The 22735-nt window shown below is 42.4% G+C and carries 13 protein-coding genes and 3 tRNA genes; 15 read left to right on the top strand and 1 reads right to left on the bottom strand.

Annotated features, from left to right (window positions below):
* The first annotated feature begins 1 nt into the window (after position 1).
* The 12 genes from ACSSWA_RS03280 to ACSSWA_RS03225 all read left to right on the top strand — a co-directional run bounded on the left by ACSSWA_RS03280 (position 2) and on the right by ACSSWA_RS03225 (position 19566).
* Complete coding sequence (locus ACSSWA_RS03280) at positions 2-2917, top strand: exo-beta-1,4-galactosidase (RefSeq protein WP_437355153.1); 2916 nt, start codon at positions 2-4, stop codon at positions 2915-2917.
* 93 nt (positions 2918-3010) lie between these two features.
* Positions 3011-5323 carry a T9SS type A sorting domain-containing protein gene (locus tag ACSSWA_RS03275; protein ID WP_437355152.1) on the top strand — a complete coding sequence of 771 codons (2313 nt, stop codon included), beginning with the start codon at positions 3011-3013 and terminating at the stop codon, positions 5321-5323.
* A gap of 81 nt (positions 5324-5404) precedes the next feature.
* Positions 5405-6883, top strand: coding sequence for a glycoside hydrolase family 88 protein (locus ACSSWA_RS03270; protein ID WP_437355151.1), 1479 nt, complete (start codon positions 5405-5407; stop codon positions 6881-6883).
* A gap of 295 nt (positions 6884-7178) precedes the next feature.
* A complete protein-coding gene (locus tag ACSSWA_RS03265; RefSeq protein ID WP_437355150.1) occupies positions 7179-7943 on the top strand; it encodes a polysaccharide deacetylase family protein in 765 nt (254 codons plus the stop codon).
* Between the two features lie 160 nt (positions 7944-8103).
* The gene (locus ACSSWA_RS03260; RefSeq protein WP_437355149.1) at positions 8104-11454 is read left to right on the top strand and encodes a DUF6250 domain-containing protein; all 3351 of its coding nucleotides are present in this window, start codon (positions 8104-8106) and stop codon (positions 11452-11454) included.
* 25 nt (positions 11455-11479) lie between these two features.
* Positions 11480-12823 (top strand): hypothetical protein, encoded by a 1344-nt coding sequence (locus ACSSWA_RS03255; RefSeq protein ID WP_437355148.1) that lies wholly within the window; start codon positions 11480-11482, stop codon positions 12821-12823.
* Positions 12824-12864: 41 nt separating this feature from the next.
* Positions 12865-14106, top strand: coding sequence for a glycoside hydrolase family 88/105 protein (locus ACSSWA_RS03250; RefSeq protein ID WP_437355147.1), 1242 nt, complete (start codon positions 12865-12867; stop codon positions 14104-14106).
* Positions 14107-14115: 9 nt separating this feature from the next.
* Positions 14116-14430, top strand: coding sequence for an L-rhamnose mutarotase (gene rhaM, locus ACSSWA_RS03245; protein ID WP_437355146.1), 315 nt, complete (start codon positions 14116-14118; stop codon positions 14428-14430).
* 19 nt (positions 14431-14449) lie between these two features.
* Positions 14450-15490, top strand: coding sequence for an L-rhamnose/proton symporter RhaT (locus ACSSWA_RS03240; protein WP_437355145.1), 1041 nt, complete (start codon positions 14450-14452; stop codon positions 15488-15490).
* A gap of 25 nt (positions 15491-15515) precedes the next feature.
* On the top strand, positions 15516-16787 hold the full coding sequence (locus ACSSWA_RS03235; protein ID WP_437355144.1) for an L-rhamnose isomerase: 1272 nt from the start codon (positions 15516-15518) through the stop codon (positions 16785-16787).
* A 232-nt stretch (positions 16788-17019) separates the two neighbouring features.
* Positions 17020-18429 carry a glycoside hydrolase family 28 protein gene (locus tag ACSSWA_RS03230; protein ID WP_437355143.1) on the top strand — a complete coding sequence of 470 codons (1410 nt, stop codon included), beginning with the start codon at positions 17020-17022 and terminating at the stop codon, positions 18427-18429.
* Between the two features lie 9 nt (positions 18430-18438).
* A complete protein-coding gene (locus ACSSWA_RS03225) occupies positions 18439-19566 on the top strand; it encodes a PKD domain-containing protein (protein ID WP_437355142.1) in 1128 nt (375 codons plus the stop codon).
* A gap of 598 nt (positions 19567-20164) precedes the next feature.
* Here ACSSWA_RS03225 and ACSSWA_RS03220 read toward each other — a convergent pair.
* Positions 20165-20238: transfer RNA gene (locus tag ACSSWA_RS03220), tRNA-Ile, on the bottom strand.
* 175 nt (positions 20239-20413) lie between these two features.
* On the opposite strand from ACSSWA_RS03220, the gene ACSSWA_RS03215 reads away from it, so the two are divergent.
* From ACSSWA_RS03215 to thrS, 3 genes are all read left to right on the top strand, one after another.
* Positions 20414-20499 (top strand) — tRNA-Leu (locus tag ACSSWA_RS03215).
* A 152-nt stretch (positions 20500-20651) separates the two neighbouring features.
* Positions 20652-20725 (top strand) — tRNA-Val (locus tag ACSSWA_RS03210).
* Positions 20726-20768: 43 nt separating this feature from the next.
* On the top strand, positions 20769-22706 hold the full coding sequence (thrS, locus tag ACSSWA_RS03205; RefSeq protein ID WP_437355141.1) for a threonine--tRNA ligase: 1938 nt from the start codon (positions 20769-20771) through the stop codon (positions 22704-22706).
* Positions 22707-22735 lie beyond the last annotated feature (29 nt).

Here is a 22735-nt window from a genome sequence, read left to right as displayed (position 1 = left end):
TATGAATAATATATCTAAAATTTGTGCGAGTGTTTTATTAGTTTTTGCCTTTTTGTCTTTTCCCGGAAAATTACATTTTGCAAAAACAACCGGGGACGACGCAATTTTTTTAAAGGGTAAGTGGCGTTTTCAAATTGATCGGGACGACGTAGGAATCAAACTAAACTGGTACGGAAAAAAATTAAAGGATTATGTAACTCTGCCCGGTTCTATGAGAGATAACAACAAAGGCGACGAACTCTCTGTTGACACAAAGTGGACCGGCAGCATATACGACAGTTCATGGTATTTTAGACCGGAGATGGCAAAGTACAGAAAAAAAGATAACCTTAAATTTCCATTCTGGCTCACGCCAAACAAACATTATATTGGAGCGGCATGGTATCAGCGCGATGTCTATATTCCTGCCGATTGGAAAGGGCGAAAGATTGAATTGTTTCTGGAGCGTCCTCATTGGGAAACAACTGTGTGGATCGACAGCATAAAAGTCGGAATGCGGAACAGTCTTTCAACGCCCCATCGCTACGATTTATCAAAATTATTAACGCCGGGCAATCATATTATTTCTATCAGAGTTGATAATCGGATTAAAGAAATAAACGTCGGCCCGGATTCGCACAGCATTACGGATCAAACACAAGGCAACTGGAACGGAATAATTGGCGATATTTGTCTTAAATCCGGACCGCCCGTTTCTTTTGACGTTATCAAACTTTATCCGAATATCGAAGAGAAATCCGTAAAAGCGGTAATAATTATCGATAACATTTTAGATAAAAGTGAGGTAGCAAGAATAACGCTTCGAGCAAAATCATTTAATTCGCCGGTAGAGCATACAGTTGAACCTTTGAGTCAGGAAATAATCGCCGAAAAAGGAAAATCGCAGATTGAAATAATTTATCCGATGGGCAAAAATGTTCAATTCTGGGATGAATTTAATCCAGCTCTTTATAAGATGACTGCGGTCGTGACGGATGAATCCGGAAATACCGATGAGAGTGTAATTCAATTTGGAATGCGTTCGTTTTCAATTGACGGAACCCGTTTTAGCGTTAACAATCGTCCCGTTTTTTTAAGAGGGACTGTTGAGAATTGTGTTTTTCCCAAAACAGGTTATCCGCCGACAGACGAAGAATCGTGGGAAAGGATTTTCAAAATATGTAAAGATTTCGGTTTGAACCATATGCGTTTTCATTCCTGGTGCCCTCCTGAAGCGGCATTTTCCGCCGCGGACAAATTGGGATTTTATTTACAGATTGAAGGTCCCAGTTGGGCTAATCACGGAACAAGTTTAGGAGACGGCAAGCCGATCGATCAATATATTTACGATGAAACCGATCGTATTTTAGACGCTTACGGCAACCATCCTTCATTTTGTATGATGGCATACGGCAATGAACCGGCGGGGCGGAATCAAGCGGAATACCTGGGCAAACTTGTCAATCACTGGAAAGAGAAAGACAACCGCAGAGTTTATACGAGCGCGTCAATCGGAAAAAGTTGGCCTCTCGTTCCGGAGAGTCAATTTATCGTCAGATCGGAACCGCGCGGACTTCTCTGGAAAAACCGTCCCGAAAGTAAGTTCGATTATTCTAATAAAATTGAACAATACACAGTTCCCTACGTAGTGCACGAAATGGGGCAGCATTGCGCGTATCCGGATTTCAAGGAAATTGATAAGTATACGGGCGTCTACAAAGCAAAGAATTTCGAATTGTTCCGGGAAGTATTAACAAAGAATCATATGGGGGAACAAGCGGAAGATTTTTTGATGGCGTCGGGAAAACTGCAGGCTTTGTGCTACAAATTTGAAATCGAAGCCGCTTTGCGTACTCGTAATCTGGCAGGAATACAATTGCTTGCTTTAAATGATTATCCGGGGCAGGGAACTGCGCTCGTAGGTGTGCTCAATGCATTCTGGGAAGAAAAGGGTTATATAACCGCCCATGAGTTCAAACGATTTTTCGGACAGACAGTTCCTCTTGCGCGATTACCGAAATTTGTTTTTATGAATAATGAGAATTTTGAAGCTGAACTGGAAGTTTTTAATTTCGGCGCGCATCCGCTGAAAAATATTGCGGCGCATTGGAAGATAACCGAATCCGCAGGAAACATAGTTGCTCAAGGTTCTTTAAGTGAGCGCGACATACCGCTCGACAATTGTATAAAGCTTGGTTCCATCGATTTGCCTCTTTCGCAAATTACAAAGGCTCAAAAAATGACTTTATCGGTTTCGGTAGCCAATTATACAAATTGCTGGGATTTCTGGGTTTATCCGGCTGAACTTCCGGCGCTCGATATGCATGAAATTTATTTTTGTAATGAACTCGATGAAAAAGCCTATTCGGCGCTAAAGAACGGCGGAAAAGTATTTTTACATGCCGCCGGCAAAGTAGAACACGGCAAAGATGTAATTCAGTATTTGAATCCGGTATTTTGGAATACATCGTGGTTTAAGATGCGTCCGCCGCATACTCTGGGCATTTTGTGTAATCCCGAACATCCGGCATTTTCGGATTTCCCCACAGAATTCCACAGCAATTTGCAATGGTGGGAAATTCTAAACCGTCAGCAGGTAATGAATCTTGAGTTGTTTCCGCCGGAATTTAAACCACTGATACAACCGATCGATACATGGTTTTTGAATCGACGTTTAGCCTTACTTTTCGAAGCCCGAGTCGGAGAAGGAAAAATTATGGTTTGCAGCGCAGACTTACAATCGAATTTAGATGAACGACCTGCGGCAAAACAGTTGCTCTATAGTCTGACGAAATATATGCTGTCGAATGAATTTAATCCGAAATACAAAATTGATTATGCAACAATTGCGGAACTCTTCGAAAAGAAAGAACGACCGCCTGCAATAGACTTTCATACAAAACAATCCACGGACGATTTAAGACCGAAAATTAAATAGCTTTCTAACCTGTTTTGCTTAAAGTTATTAAAAAGTTTTTCTGATTCTCCGATTTCCAAACTCATTTTAATCAATAATAATTTAGGAGGGGTGATGAAGTATAAGATCAAATACCTATTGGCGGCATTTGCTTTACTGTTCTTGAGTAATCTGAATGCGCAATTTGTACAGAAGAGCGACTCGCTCGGACTGGTTGTAATTCCGGCGGAAAAATATGACGCATACAGACCCGGTCTGGATGCAAAAGACGGCGACGTTTTTGCGCTGGAAGATTCCGTTGAGGGCTTTATGGGCGAAGGCTATATGAAAGCTTATATGGCTAAAGGCGACGGAAGCACAAGCAACGCCGAAACAATCAATATCAAATTATCGTACAATGTAAATTTTGTCGATACGGGAACGCATTATGTATGGGCTTATGTTTTCTTCCCGGATGATCACAGCGATTCTTTCTTCTACGGCGTTGACGGTGTTGTAGCCGGGCAGGTCTCAGGGCAACCGAGAGGATCATGGTCGTGGCATAAAGGGAATACTCCGATTGTAATCGATTCTGCCGGCGTTCATTCAATCGACTTTTTCGGACGCGAGCCGAATGCCTTGCTGGATCATATAATTATTACATCGAGCGAAAGTTTCGATCCCAATGTAAATACGGAATGGCTGCCCAAAGTAATCGCTTTTGTAAGTCTTCCGGATAAAATTGATCCTGAGACATACGAGAATGCGGATAAACCGTTTATCGACGACCTGGTTTCAGCAGGCTATGAAGTATTTACCGTTTATACGAATTCTCTTGAAACAGCGTCTCAAGGTCTACTGGACAGTTTGAACTCAGCCGACCTTGTAATTATAGGACGTTCAGGTAGCAGCGGAGATTTCGGGGGAAGTCACAAGGAAGCCTGGAATAACATTAAAGCTCCGATTATGTTGCTGCATCTTTGGGCGGCTCGCAACAATCGTTTGAATTGGCTGCCGACGGGAACAACCACATCATACGACGATGCGGGGGATACTATTAAGGCAAAAATAGAATTGCCGGACGATCCGGTATTCAGTGCAATAACGCTGGCTGAAGACAGCACTATGAATTGGGTAGTCTCTCCTTACGATTTTATGGCGACTACCGACGGAGGAAACGGAACGGTATTGGCTCGCGAAGCCGGAACCTCGAATGTGTTGTTCGTTCGATGGGATCCCTGGGTGGAATTTTATGACGGCGCTGGGGATTATCCCGCAGGATATCGTACGTTAATCGGTAACGGCAACGACCATGCGGGTCCTTTTAATTACTACAATTTTACTCCCGAAGCCAAACAGGTATATCTGAATGAAGTCGAGCGAATGGTCAATTTGCCCGAGGCTCCGCCGAGACCCGTAGGACTCGGAAAAACAATTGCATTTATAAGCAAAGAAAGCGTTGTCGATCCGAATACAAATCTAAGCGCCGACAAACCTTTTATCGACGAACTTTTGGAGCAGGGCTATAAAGTTTACACTCTTTATTCGGCATCGCTCGAAACGGCTTCCGAAGGATTAGTCGATACGCTGAATTCAGTCGACCTTGTGATAATAGGACGTTCGGGAACAAGCGGCGATTTTGGCGGCTCGCATAAAACAGCCTGGAATAATATTACGTCGCCTGTCCTTTTATTGCATTTATGGGCGGCGCGCAACAACAGATTGAATTGGCTGCCTACCGGCACTACAACGTCATTTGATACGGCAGGAGATACCATAGTAGCCAAAATCGAAATGCCGGACGATCCGGTATTCGCAGGCGTTACGTTATCGAGCGACAGCACAATGTATTGGGTAACTTCTCCTTATGATTTCCTGGAAGCCACAGACGCCGGCAACGGTATTGTGCTTGCCAGGGATGCAGCCACGTCAAATGTCCTCTTTGTACGCTGGGAACCGTGGGTCGAATTCTATGACGGAGCTGGAGATATGCCTGCCGGATATCGTTCATTAATCGGGAACGGAAACGACCACGCTTATGCAACCGGCGGGGATGCCGCATTATTCAATTATTATAATTTTACTGAAGGCGCAAAACAGGTTTACCTGAATGAAGTAGCTCGTATGGTAAATCTTGGCAAAGTGCCGGAACCGGTTTCGGTTGAAGAAGAAAAATCTTTGCCGGTCTCTTATTCGCTCGAACAGAATTATCCGAATCCTTTCAATCCGACTACAACCATTAAATTCTCGCTGCCGGAAAAAAGCAACGTTAAGATTGCAGTTTATGACCTCCTGGGCAGATTGGTAGCCAATCTGGTTAACGGAGAATATACCGCCGGTTACCATACTGTTCAGTTCAACGCTTCTGATTTGGCTTCCGGTGTCTACTTCTATCGTATCGAAGCGAATGATTTTGTTAGCGTTAAGAAACTTATGCTCCTGAAGTGAGTAGCCTCTCACTTATTCAAGGCTGTGTCTTTTGAAAGAGGCACAGCCTTTTTGAAATTCTATTAACTCAAAGAACCTTTTATGAAAAATTATTATGGATTTAAGATTACCGGAATAATCAGTTGTCTTATAACGGCAGCATTATTAAACGTAACAAAAGTTAATGCTCAAAACCCGGTAGATAAAAATCCGGTCCTGGAAAAAATGCTGCTGGCTAATGAATACTTTATGAAGAAATGGCCTGACCCGGGAGCGGATATTGTTACGGATAAAAGACGCCCGAGCAATATCTGGACCCGCGCTACGTATTACGAGGGTTTAATGGCGTTGTACGGAATTAAACCCGACAAGAAATTTTATGATTATGCGGTTCAATGGGCGGAAAGCCACAATTGGGAACCGGCTTACGGAGGCACAACAACACGCAATGCGGATAACCAGGCGTGCGGTCAAACATATATCGAACTTTACCAGATAGATCCTCAACCGGAAAGGATTGAAAAAATTAAAAAAGTTATCGATGGAATGATAAACAGCAATAAAGTTGATGATTGGTGGTGGATTGACGCATTGCATATGGCGATGCCGGTGTTTGCAAAACTCGGCGCAATCTACAACGATACTGTCTACTTTAATCGGATGTATCGGATGTATATGCATACCAAGACGGAAGAAGGGGATTCGGGATTATATAATAAAATCGACCATCTTTGGTGGCGCGATAAAGATTTCGATCCTCCTCACACTTCGCCGAACGGCGAAGATACCTATTGGTCGAGAGGCAACGGCTGGGTTCTTGCGGCGCTAGCGCGTGTTTTGGATGTGATGCCCTATAACGCTCCGCACAGAGACGAATATGAAACAACATTTAAAGAAATGGCCGAGGCGCTCATAGCGGTTCAACGCGAAGACGGTTTCTGGAACGTAAGCTTGCATGACCCAGGCGAATTCGGCGGTAAAGAAACATCCGGTACCGCATTCTTTACATTCGGCTTGGCATGGGGCGTGAATAAAGGATTGTTAACAGACCCCGTTTATAAAGAAGCGGCAAAAAAGGGTTGGAATGCATTAACCAATGACGCGCTCCACGAAAACGGATTTTTGGGATACGTTCAAAGCACCGGTAAACAACCATCCGACGGGCAACCCGTTACCTATGATAAAGCTCCAAACTTTGAAGATTATGGGTTAGGAGCCTTCCTGCTTGCCGGAAGCGAAATTTATAAAATGGCAGGCGGAACTACCGGTGTACCGCCGGAAAACAAAAGTAGTTCTGTACCCGCCGAATTTCAGTTGTATCAAAATTACCCGAACCCGTTTAACCCAAGTACGCAAATAAATTATACCTTACCTTCTGCTTCAAAAATAAATATTAAAGTGTACGATTTACTTGGCCGCGAAATTACTGAGTTAGTTAATGAATATAAAGAAGCCGGTTATTATACAGTAGTGTTCGACGCTTCGAATCTAAGCGGCGGAATTTATTTTTATAGAATTACGGCTCAAAATAAAGAAACGGCGCTGTTCACGGAATCTAAGAAAATGATTGTCGTTAAATAAGCTTGCCGATATGTTGTGTTGTTTGACGTCAACTGGAAAATCGGAATTTATGATTTCAACAAAGACATTCAAGCGATTCGGAAGAACAACCCGCCGTAAGACAATTGTTATGTAGTTTGACAAAATACATGTTGTTCAGACAAATTCAATCCAAATGATTTTTCGATTATCGAGGAATTTTTTGACTAGAAAGGCCGCACGCAATTACGTTTTATAAAAAACAAAATACGGATGATTTATTACCAAAGATAAATTAGTTAAAAACGATTATTAACTTTTAATATAAAATGGGGTAATGAAAAGATTTCTCTTCACAATATTTTTGAGTGTAATATTATTATTTCATGAATGTGATAATATAGAAGCGGTAGATAAAGAAAAAGAGAAGATAAATAATCCCGTTATTGTTTTAACGTTTGACGACGCTTCTATTACTCATTATACTTATGCCGCGCCTCTTTTAAGTAAATATGGTTTCGGAGCTACCTTTTTTATTTGTGAATTCCCATTAGAAGTTCCTGCAGATTCTTCAAAATACATGTCATGGGACCAAATAACAGAACTCAACCAAATGGGATTTGAAATCGGCAACCATACGCGTACACACAAACATGTTAATCAAATGAGTAAACAGGAAATGTATGAACAGTTAGGTTATATTGAAGCCAAATGTAAAGAGTATGGAATTCAAAAGCCCATATCGTTTGCCTATCCGGGATATGACACAAGTAATATAGCGTTGGAGGTTTTAAATGAAATGGGTTACAAATATGCTCGTGTCGGCGGTAATAGAAAATATAATCCATTAAATGACAATCCATTATTAATTCCAAGTTTTAGCACAACTGGAATTAATAATGAAGCACAACATCGAGTAATGAATATTCTTAAGAGCGCAAAGGCTGGCGATATTATAGTTTTTACTGTTCATGGCATTCCTGATTATGCGCATCCGTGGGTCACGACCTCGCCTGAACTTTTCAAAAGTTATGTTGAATACATGCACGATCATAATTTTATTGTAATAGCTTTGCGCGATCTGGAAAAATATCTGAATTAGAAAAAATTAATCTAATTAATTGTTCAATCCTAAAAGTAAATTGAATTATCAAAAAAGTTTAATCGCCTGCATATTAATATCTTACTTCAGTCAGAGTCGTTAATAAGTTACATTCTGAATACATCATTATTTATAGCTTATTTAATTACAGGACAAAAATATGATTGGCAATCGGTTTTTAAACAAAATTAATTCGATTATAACATTAGTTATTATAATTGTTTTTGACATCCTTCAATTATCGATTTATGCACAAAACATTCATGCTGTTAAATTAACATGGTTGGGCAAAAAGTCTCCTGAATTACCGGCAGGCGTAAGTTGGGGAGCGCCCTTTCCCGAAGGCAAAATTAATCCATCTACGAAATTTTTATTAGAGGATTTTCAAGGGAAATCTTTGCCCGTTCAATCCTGGCCTTTGGCTTATTGGCCGGACGGTTCTTTAAAATGGATCGGCTTCAGTACGGTTGTCGATACGAGCTCGGGAGACGTATTTCAACTCAAAGCTGTAAAAGCAGCCGATGCTAGTCAGTTTAAAACAAAAGTGGAAGTAACAGAAACGGGCAATGATATAATTGTCAACACAGGCGCCTTAGAGTGCGATATTCCCAAGCGCGGAGGAAATCTTATTCGTTTTATTAAAATGGACGGGAAAGAAATATCGTCCGGCGTAAAAATGGTTTGTATTTTACAGAATGAACCGGACGCCGAAGCCGGAATACAACCCGCAAAAGAAAAATTTATCGGTAATATTGATAATGTTACGATCGAGCAAAACGGACCGGTAAGGGCGGTAATTAAAATAGAAGGCAAACATTTCTCCGAGTCGGGCGCCAGAAGCTGGCTGCCGTTTATTGTTCGACTCTATTTTTATGCAGGTCAACAATCTATCCGTATGATTCATACGATTATTTATGACGGCGATCAGCAAAAAGATTTTATACGCGGATTGGGTCTGGTTTTTGACGTTCCTTTAAACGAACAACTGTACAACCGCCATATCCGTTTTGCCGGGGACGACGGCAGATTATGGGACGAACCGTGTCAGCCTTTGAGCGGAAGATATCCTTTGGACCGCCGGGAAGATTTTTACTACAGACAATTGAGAGGTTTGCGAATTCCCGAACCGGATTCGCTTTCACAACAACAACGGTTTTTAATTGACAACTGGGCTTCGTGGAATGATTATAAATTGACGCAGCTCGAAGCGGACGGATTCAGAATATTGAAAAGGACAAACGATAAAAGCGCGTGGATTGAAGCCGGATACGGTCATCGGGCTAGCGGTCTTGCTTTTGTCGGCGACGTTTCAGGCGGATTGACGGTATGTTTACGCGATTTCTGGCAGTCATTTCCTTCCGCTTTTGAAATATCTGACGTCATACAAGACACCGCGCGTTTGAAAGCCTGGCTCTGGCCTCCGGATGCAAACGAAATGGATATGCGACACTACGACACTTTAGCATGGGGGCATAATCTTCTTGCAAGCTATGAAGACGTTCAACCCGGATTCAGCTCTGCTACCGGCGTCGGACGTACTACCGAATTGGTAATATTTGCCTCCGACAATGTGCCCGATTATGAAACTCTTCACAAAATGGTTAAAACGGTTAATCAACCGCCTTTGTTGGTGGCTGCGCCGGAATATCTGCATAGCATCCCTGTATTCGGCGTTTGGAGTTTGCCGGACAGGAGCAATAATGTTAAATGCTGGCTCGAGAACCAACTCGAAAACGCTTTCAAGTATTACCAACTGGAAGTAGAGCAGCGCCACTGGTACGGGTTCTGGCATTACGGGGATATTCAACACAGCTACGACCGCCGCAGGCATACGTGGAGATACGATATGGGGGGATATGCCTGGGCAAATACAGAATTGATGCCCAATATGTGGCTCTGGTACAGCTTCTTGAGAACCGGAAATAGCGACATATTCCGAATGGCCGAAGCAATGACTCGCCATAACAGCGAAGTGGATGTTTATCATCTCGGACCTTTCAAAGGATTGGGCAGCCGCCATAACGTCGTTCATTGGGGATGCGGCGCCAAAGAAGTGCGCATTTCTCAAGCTGCTTTAAATCGATTTTACTATTATCTGACTACCGACGAAAGAACGGGCGATTTAATGCATGAAGTAACGGAGGCTGCCAACGAAGCGATAGGTAAAACCGATCCGTTGCGTTTGATTCTCGAAAAGAGCGATTATCCTACGCATGTACGCGTCGGACCCGACTGGCTTGCTCTTGTAGGCAACTGGATGACGGAATGGGAAAGAACGGGGGATACGACATATCGCAACAGAATTATGCAGGGAGTAAACAGTCTTTATGAAATGCCGTACGGTTTCTTTTCGGGAAAAGACGCCGCTTTCAGATATGACCCTAATACTTACAAGCTTTATCGGCTGCATGAAGACGATATCGGTTCGGCGCATCTTTCGGTTCTGATGGGAGGCCCTGAAGTAGCTTTCGAATTAACTAATTTATTGAAGAACGAAAAATGGAATAAACTGTGGAATCAATTCTGTAAACTGTACGGAGCTCCGGTTTCTGAAATCGAAAAAGAATTCGGTAGAAAAGTAGAACTTGGAAATCCCGGCTCCTGGTATGCAAGATTGCCCGCTTGGTACGCTAAAGTTTCCGGAGATACTGCTTTTGCAGCCCGGGCATGGAACGAATTTCTTAACGCAAAACCAAGGTATTATCATACGGTTTTCAAAATGACAAAATTCGACAGTGTTCAAAGTTTGCAGCCGGTTTATGAAGTGAGGGGAGTTTCCACTAACAATACGGCGCAATGGTGCCTGAATGCAATCGAATTGCTTGAACTCGTAGGTGATAATATTCCCGAAGAGATTATACAAAACTTCAGGGACAGCCTTTGTACTGAACAATACAGAATAGGCGAACTGTTGTACGAAGATGACTTCGAAAATGATTTCGGACGTTGGATAACCGAAACGAAAAAATCGCCGTTTTCAAAAGTCGAAATAAAAAACGGAAAAATGGTTATAGATGTGGAGCATGGAGCTACCGTATGGTTCAAAGAAAAATTGAGCGGAAATTTGTTAATCGAGTATAAAAGAAAAGTAATTATTGACAAAGGCTACAACGACAGACTGTCCGACTTAAATCAATTCTGGATGGCAACAGACCCGAGGAACGATTATTTGTTCACGCGAGACGGCACATTCTCGTCGTACGACTCGTTGAGTCTTTATTATGCGGGTATCGGAGGAAACAGCAATACCACTACGCGATTTCGGAAATACCGGGGGAACGGCGAGCGCGCTCTTATTTACGACTATCGCGACGAAAAACATCTTCTCCAACCGAATAAAACGTATTTTATTCAGATTATAGTTTACAATGGAACGACAAGCCTTTACGTCGACGGCGATTTGTATTTCACGTTTAAAGACGACAACCCCTTGACGGAAGGATATTTCGGATTCCGTACGGTTAAATCACATCAGGAAATAGACGATTTCAAAGTATACCGTTTGAAATAATTTTTAATAATATTGGAAATAAATTGTGAAAACAAAAATTATATTAATGATTTTAGCTCTTGTAATAAGCGGGGCGTTTGATTCGGAAATAATTTCACAAATCGGGAAAAGATTTCCTCCGGAACGCAAAGTGGTAATCGATCCCGTTACAGGAGTTAAATTAATTTTTTTGACAAGCTCTCAGTCGGGCGATTCCAAAATATATCCCACTCACAATCAGTGGACTTCCGACGGAAACTGGATTATCTTCAGATCCAGAAGAGTTAGAGGCGAAGCTATGGCGGTTAATGAAAAAAGCGGCGATATTGTACAGGTTACGGAAGGAGGATACAGAGGAACGCTGATTGTGGCAAGGAAATCGATGAAGCTCTATTATATGAAAAGATTTTATGATAATAACAGCCCAAGGGAAATAATAGAAGTCAATCTGGATAAGCTATTTCAAGACAGCGAAAAAGGCGCTTTGAAAGAAGCATCATATTATCAAAGAGTTTGCGGCATTATACCGGCGGAATACGGAGCCAACGGCGAGCTTGCTTTTGACGCTAATGAAGAATGGCTATGGTTTCGCGTCGGTAAAGAAAAAGCTATGCAATATCTGCCGGTAGGCGTAAAGATTGAAAAAAATTTTGGGCCCCGCAATATGGGAGCGGGTCCCGGAGGCATTGCGGGTATTAACGTAAAGACCGGAGAAATTAAATATGTCGTTTCAGTTCCTTTTCAGGTCGGGCATATTCAAAGCAATCCGTGGACGCCGGGTCAAATCGTATTTTGCTGGGAGACGGGTGGAAAATCCCCGCAACGCACTTGGATTGTAAACTCGGACGGAACGGGCTTAAGACCTTTATATCCCGAAGCTCCTTACGAATGGGTTACTCACGAAGTCGTAATAACTCCCGAAGAAGTCGCTTTCGCAATACTGGGGCACAGAAAAATTCCGGGCGTTAATGATGGGATTCCAAACGAAGATAATTCCGAAAGCCCAGGGCAGGAAGCCGAATGGGGAAATTGCGGCACGCGGGAAAAACCGACGGGTTTGGCGATTGTAAATATTAATACGCGCGAAATGATGATAGAAGGGCAAATACCGTATGGCAGCGGTTTCTGGCATGTCGCCGGTTCGCCGGACGGACGATTTGCCGCAGGCGATAATTTTGCCCGTGAAATTTATTTAATTGACAGACAATCTCATGAAATGAAATTGCTCTCTGCCGGACATAAAACCACTTCGGCAGATCATCCCCATCCTTCGTTTAGCCCGGACGGAACTAAAATTCTTATCCAGTCGGCTATGCTGTCCGAAGACGGGAAATCAATGAACCTTTGTATTATACCGATTCCGGATGATTGGCTCGGAAAAAATGACTGAAAACTTTTACCTATTTCAATAATAAATTAAAGGAGAAAGCTGTGAAACGAGCAATTATTTTTACGCTTATTTTATTTATCAGTACGCTGGCGCTCGCCCAGAATTTTAAAGAAGACGAAAAAATTATCAGAAAAGTCGCCGACTATATTGTCGAAAACGGCGTTCTCGGTTTTAAGGACGTTAACACAGGAAAAATTTATCAGTCGACAAAGGATGCGCCGGCAGACGCAAAATTGAGATTTATTACTCCTTTCGGAGAATGGCATTACACAAACGGCGTTATTAATATGGCTTTAATTAACATTTCTGATTTCACCGGCGATAAAAAATATGCCGACTATGCCGCCAGACACGTTGCATTCGGTATGGACAATTATAAATATTTCCAGGAAAGGTACGATAAAGAAAAAGACGGACCCCATTATCATTTCCCGTTCGGACAATTATGGACGATGCGCGAGCTTGACGACTGCGGCGCAATGGGCGCAAGCATGATGGACGTTTATGAATTTGTCAAACGCGACGATTACAAAAAATATATCGAAGACGCCGCGCGGCATATGTCTGAAGGACAGGAACGACTCGAAGACGGAACTCTGGTCAGAAGATTCCCCCACGAAATGACTCTGTGGGCGGACGACCTTTATATGAGCGTTCCGTTCTTGGCAAGAATGGGCAAGTTCTCAGGCGATACAAAATACTGGGACGATGCAATTCTTCAGATAAAAAACTTTTCAAAGTATTTATGGGATGAAAACAAAGAACTCTACTGGCACTGTTATTATACCGATGTAGAACGAAACGGCGTTGCACATTGGGGAAGATGCAACGGCTGGGTAATGATGGCTAAAGTTCATTTGTTGAATATTTTACCCGAAGATTATCCCGGCAGGGAAGATGTTAGAAAAGACCTCGAAAGACAGATTCTCGGCATTGCCAAATATCAGAGCCCCGAAGGACTGTGGCATCAATTGCTCGATAAAAACGATTCTTATCTTGAATCTTCATGTTCTGCAATGTTCGTCTATTCAATTGCTCGCGCCGTCAATCAGGGATGGATCGATAAACGTTACGCTTCGATTGCGCTTAAAGGATGGGAAGGTTTGAAAAAATTGAAAATCAGATCCGACGGTCAGGTAAAAGACATTTGCGTGGGCACGGGCATTGAAGACAATCTCGTTTTCTATTACGAACGTCCCGCCAGGTTAAACGAAAAACACGGAATCGGCTCGGTAATCGACGCGGGCATTGAGGTAATTAAATTGAAAAAGAATTTGAAATAGGGGGAAATTATGAAAACATTTGCTTTCAAAATGAAACTCAAACCCGGATTCAAAGAAGAATATAAAAAGAGACACGACGCCATCTGGCCGGAACTTAAAACACTTCTGCTTGAAAGCGGAGTAAGAGACTACTCGATATTCCTGGATGAAGAAACCAATACGCTATTTGCCGTACAAAAACTTGTCGGCGATTCTTCGTCGCAGGATTTGGGCTCGAATCCGATTGTGCAAAAATGGTGGAAGTACATGGCCGACATAATGGAAACGAATCCCGATAACTCTCCCGTTACTGTTCCTCTGGAAATGGTATTTCATATGGACTAATAAATAAAGGATAAATCATATGGATTCATTAATGAGCATTATACTTATAGCATTCGGCAGTATTTGCGCCGCCAGCTTTTACGTGCCGATTAAAAAAATCAAAGAATGGTCGTGGGAATCGTACTGGATTGTCCAGGGGGTTGTATCGTGGATTCTGGCTCCCTGGATATTCGCATATTTCACAGTCCCGAATCTCCTGGACGTTTTAAAAAATTCCCCGAGCGACGCTGTATGGGCTGCATTTATATTCGGCGCCCTTTGGGGAGTCGGCGGCTTGACGTTCGGATTGAGTATGAGATACCTGGGAGTAGGTCTCGGTCAATCGGTTGCCCTCGGATTTACCGCCGCTTTGGGAACTTTAATTCCGCCTTTTGTATCGGGAAGGAATTTATTTACCACTTATGAAGGAAGATTGATTTTATTGGGAGTGGCTCTTTGCGTTGCAGGTATTGCCATTGTGGGATATGCGGGAGTTCTTCGTTCGCGCAATATGCCGGAAGAAGCCAGAAGGGAAGCCATAAAAGACTTCGCTCTTAAAAAGGGATTGCTTATTGCCGTCCTTTCGGGTTTAATGAGCGCTTGCTTTAATTTCGGTATTAACGGTATTCCCGGAGTTATCGACGCGGGTTATGCAATTCAAAAAGTCGCCGCTTCGTACGGAACCGATCCTCTCTTCGTCGTTAATCCGGTTTATATTATTGTTATGTTCGGAGGATTCGTTACGAATTTTGTCTATTGTATGTACCTCAATTATCAAAACAAAACTTTCAGCGATTATGTGAAAGTCAATAAACAGGTTTTGTTAAACAATCTGCTATTTAGCCTTCTGGGCGGAACTCTATGGTATTTACAGTTCTTCTTTTTCGGGATGGGACAAAGCAAGCTGCCCGAAGAAATGTTCGTTTTCGGCTGGAGTATTTTAATGGCGCTTAACATTCTCTTCAGTAATGTTTGGGGTTTATTGCTTAAAGAATGGAAAAATGCCGGCGCCAAAACCGTTGCCACTCTGGTCGTCGGTTTGGTCATTTTAATTCTTTCTACTTTTGTAATCAAATTATAATTCATATAGAAATACGGAGGATTACATGAAAAATCCAAAAGCTGTTGAACAGGCATATCAAATTGCCAAAGAAGCGTATGCTGAGTTAGGTGTTGATACCGACGAAGCTATTAAAAAAATGGAAGATGTGAATATTAGTCTCCACTGCTGGCAGGCGGACGACGTGGGCGGATTCGAAACTCCCGACTCGGAACTAAGCGGCGGCGGGATTCAGGTAACGGGCAATTATCCGGGTAAAGCCCGCACAATTGAACAATTGCGCGCAGATATCGAAAAAGTTATGAGTTTGCTGCCCGGCAAACAACGTTTGAACTTGCACGCTATCTACGGAGATTTTCAGGGAGAAAAAGTAGACCGCGACGAGATTGAAATAAAACATTTTCAAAGCTGGGTCGACTGGGCGAAGAAACTCGATATCGGTATCGATTTCAATCCAACCTGCTTTTCGCATCCCTATGCCGACGACGGTTTTACTTTGGCAAGCAAAAATGAAAAACACAGAAAATTCTGGATCGAGCACGTCAAACGCACGCGGGAAATTGCAGCCGAAATTGGCAAACAACTCGGCAAACCGTCTGTTAATAATATCTGGATCCCCGACGGTTCCAAAGACATTCCGGTAGACAGAGCCGCACACCGCGCTTTGCTGAAAGAATCCCTGGACGAAATATTCAAAACGGAATTTCCAAAGGAATATCTAAGGGACTCGCTCGAAAGCAAACTCTTCGGCATCGGTTCGGAATCGATGGTCGTCGGTTCGCACGAATTTTATACCGGTTATGCGGTTAAGAATAACAAACTGATTTGCATTGACAGCGGGCACTTTCATCCGACCGAACAAATAGGCGATAAAATTTCTTCGTTGCTTCTGTTTGTAGACGAATTGCTCCTTCATATCAGTCGCGGCGTACGCTGGGACAGCGACCATGTGGTAATATTTAACGACGAAGTTAAATTAATCGCCGAGGAAATAGTAAGAGCAAACGCTTTAAAACGAATTTATGTCGGTCTCGATTTCTTCGACGGCAGTATGAACAGAATCGGGGCGTATGTAGTCGGTACGAGAGCCACTCAACTTGCGTTCCTGTTCGCTTTGCTTGAACCGACTGACAGATTGAGGGAGTATGAAGAAAACGGACAATATTTCGAACGCCTCGCTTTGCTTGAACTGCTGAGAACCAAACCCTTCGGAGCCGTTTACGACTATTACTGCCTTGTCAACGACGTTCCCGTCGGGGAAGATTATATTAATGTAATTGAAGAATACGAAAAAGAAGTACTCAGCAAGAGAAGCTGATAATTCGTCTTTAAAGAGCGGCTTGTTATAAACTGCAAAATAATTTTTCCTGTTTTAATCTGTTCTAAGTCTCCCAAGAATCAATCAAAACATTCATTCGGTCGAATAAAAAATTCATCTTCGGTTAACAGACCGAATTTTCGGGAATTAATACGGTTTATAATATTCCGCTCTTTTTTATTCGGCTTTTTTGCATTCAGTAAACAATGTGAAAATTAAAAGAGGAAAATCTATGAAACGTCGCGACGCTATAATAAAAACAGCGGGAGCCGTTGCACTGACGGCTGTATCGCCTTCATTGAGTCCGTTTATCTTTACGCCAAAAGGAGTCGGCGGAAAAGAATATAATGTTCTTAAATTCGGCGCTGAAGGCGACGGTAAAACGTTGGATACCAAAGCCATTCAAAATGCGATTGACAGAGCGCATGCCGATGGCGGAAACGCAAGAGTTATTATACCGGAAGGATACAAATTCTTGACGGGCACAATTGTTTTGAAAAGCGGAGTCGAATTTTTTATCGATCAGGGCGCCGAACTGATAATAAGCACAAATCAGTCCCATTACAGAAATTCTGCGGTCTTTTATGCGGAAGGAGCGGAGGGATTGACAATTTCGGGGTACGGCAATATTGAAGGACGAGCTACGGAATTTATGTCCCATTACGAAGAAGAAAACGAATGGTGGGTCCCCAACAAATGGCGCCCGAAAATGTTTATTTTGAAAGAATGCAGGAACATGCAGTTAAAAGATTTTTCATTCAGCAGAGCTCCCGAATGGGGCGTACATATGCTCGGCTGCGAAAATGTTCTTGTAGATGGAATCCGGGTTAGAAATTATCTCGACGTACCCAATTGCGACGGAGTCGATCCGGACCACTGCAGAAAAGTGGAAATTAAAAACTGCGATATAGTATGCGGTGACGACGCTATTGTTGTTAAAGCCACAAAACAAGACAAAGACTACGGTCAGTCTTCTGATATCCGTGTTTACGATTGCATCCTCGAAACTCAGGATTCGGGAGTTAAAATCGGCACGGAAACTACGAGCGATATAAACAACGTGGTTTTTGAAAATTGCAAAATTAAATCGAGTTGTCGGGGAATTAATATCCAGCTGAGAGATAACGGTATAGTAAGCGATATTGTTTTCAGCAATATTGAGTTTATATCGAGATATCATTCCGACCCGTGGTGGGGACGCGGCGAGGCTATATCATTTACGGCAATACCGAGAAATCCAGAAACAAAATCGGGTAAAATCAGGAATGTGACAGTGAAAAATGTGTTCGGGAAAGCCGAAAACAGCATCAGAATTAACGGCACGAAAGAGAGCGTTATTGAAAACGTTACGCTCGAAAATGTTTCCGTTAAATTCGACAGATGGACAAAATATCGCGGCGGATTATTCGACAATCGGCCTACAAAAGTTTACGACCCGATAGAATATAGGGACAATCCCGGCGTAAGTATAAGGCACGCCAAAAATGTTTCCATATTTAACACTTCTGTTAAATGGGGCGATAACCTGCCTGAATACTTTACAAATGCAATTAAGATTGAAAATTCCGAAAATGTAAGGATAAAATCGTTTAACGGAAGTTCAGCCAATCAAAACAGGTTTGATGACATCTTATTTTTATAGGATAAAGAAATGAAGAGAATTACAGGATTAATAATTTTATTATTCTTATTTGCGTCGCAAGACTTCTGTCAGATGCGGCAGGATACAATCTTTTCGGTTTTTCAATTTCCGCGCAATAAAATTCCTGTAATTGACGGCGATGGGCGAGATTGGTCAATTGTGCCGGATTCATTTGCAATAGGCATCGATCAATTGTGGGAAGATTCGGGAAAGCAGGATAAAATCGACTTGAAGAATCTCGATGTAAAAGTGAAAGTCGGATGGGTTAAAGGTTTAAATCGTCTCTATTTTCTGTATGAAGCGTATGACGACTTCTGGAACTTTTCCCGCCGCGATCATCATAACGACATCTTCGAGGTAGTCGTCGACGGCGATTTATCGGGCGGTCCGCTGGTAGATCATATTCATCACAAAGTATGGACGGCAAGGGCTGTTGGGGAAGAGAGAGTAAAACTTGATCCGAGAATTAAGCCTGAAGACGAGCATTGGTTAATTCACGGAGTGCATGCTCAGAATTATCATATATTTACTCCTCCGGGCAACAAGGACTGGTGCATGGTGTGGGGCGTTCAACCCTGGATAAAAGATTTCCCGTACGCTCTTTCCGCTTGTAAATATGATTTTAATAAGACAGGCGATTCGGGCAAGTTGACTCTTGAGTTTTACATAACTCTATTCGATTATGCTTCTGCCGACGGACCTTCGCGATCGGTAGAATCGAAGCTCGAGGAGAATAAAATGATCGGATTATCGTGGGCGGTTATCGACTATGATGATTCCGCTTCAAGCGGACATAACGGCTTCTGGAATCTTTCGCGCGAACACACAATGTACGGCAACGCATCTTATTTATGTCTTTTTAAATTAATGCCTTTGTTGCCGGAGTATCTTCCCAAAATCAAAGCAGACTGGGATTTTAATGTAATCGACTTTGAAAAAAGAAAAGTTGCTTTCCGCGATCTGTCGATCGGGAATATAAAAAAGTGGAAATGGGATTTCGGGGACGGCAACTATTCATTGGAGCAAAATCCGGTTTATCAATATAAAAAGGGGGGAGATTACAACGTTACGCTCTATGTGGAAGGACCTGACAGCAAGGACGAATTAACTAAAGTCTGGGACGTCTCTTTTAAATAAGTTTATACGTCGAATACTTAATTCGGATTAAAAGTAATACGTTTTCATAAATTGTAACAAAGGGAACCTCGCTTAGAAAAACGGAGCGAGGTTTTTTATTATATTAATTTCAAAACAGAAAAACAGGCGACTACGAAAACGGTCTGCAGATTTTTCCGTAAACTTCAGAAGGACTTGAATTTACCCGACACAGACGGGCCTCCGACAGCTGATTTTTCAAAAACAAAAAAACCCGGCAATAGTTTAGTTACCGGGTTTTAATTTTTTCTGTGGGCCCAGAAGGACTTGAATTTACCCGACATAGACGGGCCTCCGACTGCTGATTTTTCAAAAACAAAAAACCCGGCAATAGTTTAGTTACCGGGTTTTGTTTTTTCTGTGGGCCCAGAAGGACTTGAATTTACCCGACACAGACGGGCCTCCGACTGCTGATTTTTCAAAAACAAAAAAACCCGGCAATAGTTTAGTTACCGGGTTTTGTTTTTTTGTGTGGGCCCAGAAGGACTTGAATTTACCCGACTTAGACGGGCCTCCGACTGCTGATTTTTCAAAAACAAAAAACCCGGCAAAATTAAGTGCCGGGTTTAAGTTTTTTCTGTGGGCCCAGAAGGACTTGAACCTCCGACCCGCTGATTATGAGTCAGCTGCTCTAACCAACTGAGCTATGGGCCCAATATTTAAAGCGGTTCAAAAATAATGTTTTAACCGCTTCTTTGCAAATACGATTCGGTAATATAAGTAAAATTGCGCATGAAAATTCAATTATTTGACCATATATTGCAAAAAAGATAAAAAAAAGATTATATTTGTATTCCGTTTTGGATTATTATTCATTGACATAATGTCTGCCGGGGTGGCGGAATTGGTAGACGCACAGGACTTAAAATCCTGTGGGTGTTTACACCCGTGCCGGTTCGAGTCCGGCCCTCGGTACGTCTTTATTTATAATCAAATGGCTCTTAGCTCAGTTGGCTAGAGCGACCCGCCTTTGGCGGGTAGGTCACAGGTTCGGAATAATTTTATATTTACAAAAAATTGATTATTCAACAAGAAAAAAAAAGTTTATGTGTTAAAATAAATTAAATGGGTTCTTAGCTCAGTTGGCTAGAGCGTCTGCTTGACGTGCAGAAGGTCACAGGTTCGAGTCCTGTAGAACCCACTCAGTATCGGAGTTAGCTCCGTTTTTTTTGTTTAGGAATATTATGAATAACGATAAAATAAATATTAAATTCCCCGACGGCTCGGTTAAAGAGTTTCCGAAAGGCATAACTGCAATGCAGATAGCTGAAAGTATTTCCAAACGCCTTGCCGAGGAGGCTCTCGTTGCCAAAATTAACGGCGCCGTAAAAGATTTATCGACTCAGATAAACGACGACGCCGAAGTGCAAATACTTACTTTCAACGACCCGGAAGGAAGAGAAACTTATTGGCATTCCACATCGCATTTAATGGCGCATGCCATTCAATCGATTTTCCCCGAAGCTAAATTCGGAGTCGGTCCGGCAGTAGAAACAGGATTCTATTACGATATCGATATCAATTCCAAGTTGAGCGATTCGGACCTCGAGAAAATCGAAAATAAAATGCTCGAAATTGCCAAACAGGATAATCCGTTTAAGAGAATCGAATTGAGCAAAAACGAAGCCGTCGAATTTTTCAAGAAAAAAGGCGACAATTATAAACTCGAAATTTTGAGCGAACTCGACGACTCGAAAGACGTCATCAGTATTTATGAAGAAGGCGATTTTGTTGACTTATGCACGGGTCCGCATCTGCCGAGTACAGGAAAGATAAAATACATTAAGCTTTTGAATGTATCGGGATCATACTGGCGCGGGGACGAAAACAACAAACAACTTCAAAGAATTTACGGCGTTTCGTTTCCGAAAAAGAAAATGCTCGAAGACCACCTTACATTGCTCGAAGAAGCCAGAAAGAGAGACCATAGAAAATTGGGCAAACAGCTCGACCTCTTCAGCATTCACGAAGAAGCAGGCGCGGGATTAATTTACTGGCATCCTAAAGGCGCTCGCATAAGAAATACAATCGAAACTTTCTGGCGCAACGAACATATTAAAAACGGATACGATCTATTGTATACGCCTCATATGGGCAAAGGCTGGCTCTGGGAAACGAGCGGTCACCTTTCTTTCTACAAGGAAAATATGTACGCTCCGATGAGTATCGACGAGCAGAATTATTACGTCAAACCGATGAACTGCCCGTTTCATATAATGATTTATAAATCGAAACTCCGCTCCTATCGGGATCTGCCGCTCAGGTGGGCGGAATTAGGCACGGTTTATCGATACGAAAAAAGCGGCGTACTGCACGGTCTCTTGCGCGTAAGAGGATTTACTCAGGACGACGCACATATTTTCTGCACTCAGGAACAAATTGAAGACGAAATTATCGAAGTTGTCCGCTTCTCGATTTATATGCTGCGTTCCTTTGGTTTCGAGGATTTGAAATTTTATGTTTCCACTAAACCCGAAGATGCAATTGGAGACGACGCAATCTGGGAAAAGGCGACCAATTCGCTCAAGCATGCTCTCGAAAAAGAAAATCTGACTTATGAAGTGGACGAAGGCGGCGGAGCATTTTACGGTCCGAAAATCGATATTAAAATTAAAGACGCGCTTAATCGCGAATGGCAATTGAGCACCGTCCAGTTCGATTTTAATCTGCCCGAACGATTTGAAATGAGTTATATCGGCGAAGACGGAAAAGAGCACAGACCTTTTATGGTTCACAGAGCTCTGCTCGGCTCAATCGAACGGTTTATGGGAATTCTGATCGAGCATTATGCGGGAGCTTTCCCGACATGGCTCGCTCCCGTTCAGGTTGCAATTATTCCGGTTTCTCAAAATTATTTTGACTATGCCGCGGAAGTGCACAAAAAATTGCTTGATGCGGGAATTATTTCCCATCTCGACGAAAGAAACGAAAAAATCGGTTATAAAATACGCGATTGGGAAACAAATAAAGTGCCTTATATGGCGATAGTAGGAGAAAAAGAAAAAGAGAGCGGAACGGTTTCCGTAAGACGCCATAAAGTCGGCGACCAGGGCTCCCGCTCGATTGAAGAATTTATTGAACTATTACAAAACGAAATAGAAAACAGAATTAATCACAATTAAAGAGGTAGTATATCGCACAAGTAAAACAC

The sequence above is a fragment of the Melioribacter sp. Ez-97 genome (assembly GCF_051488665.1).
Classification (GTDB): Bacteria; Bacteroidota; Ignavibacteria; order Ignavibacteriales; family Melioribacteraceae; genus Melioribacter.
The sequence above is the reverse complement of the archived record's forward strand: the minus strand, read 5'-3'. Positions and strand labels throughout refer to the sequence as shown.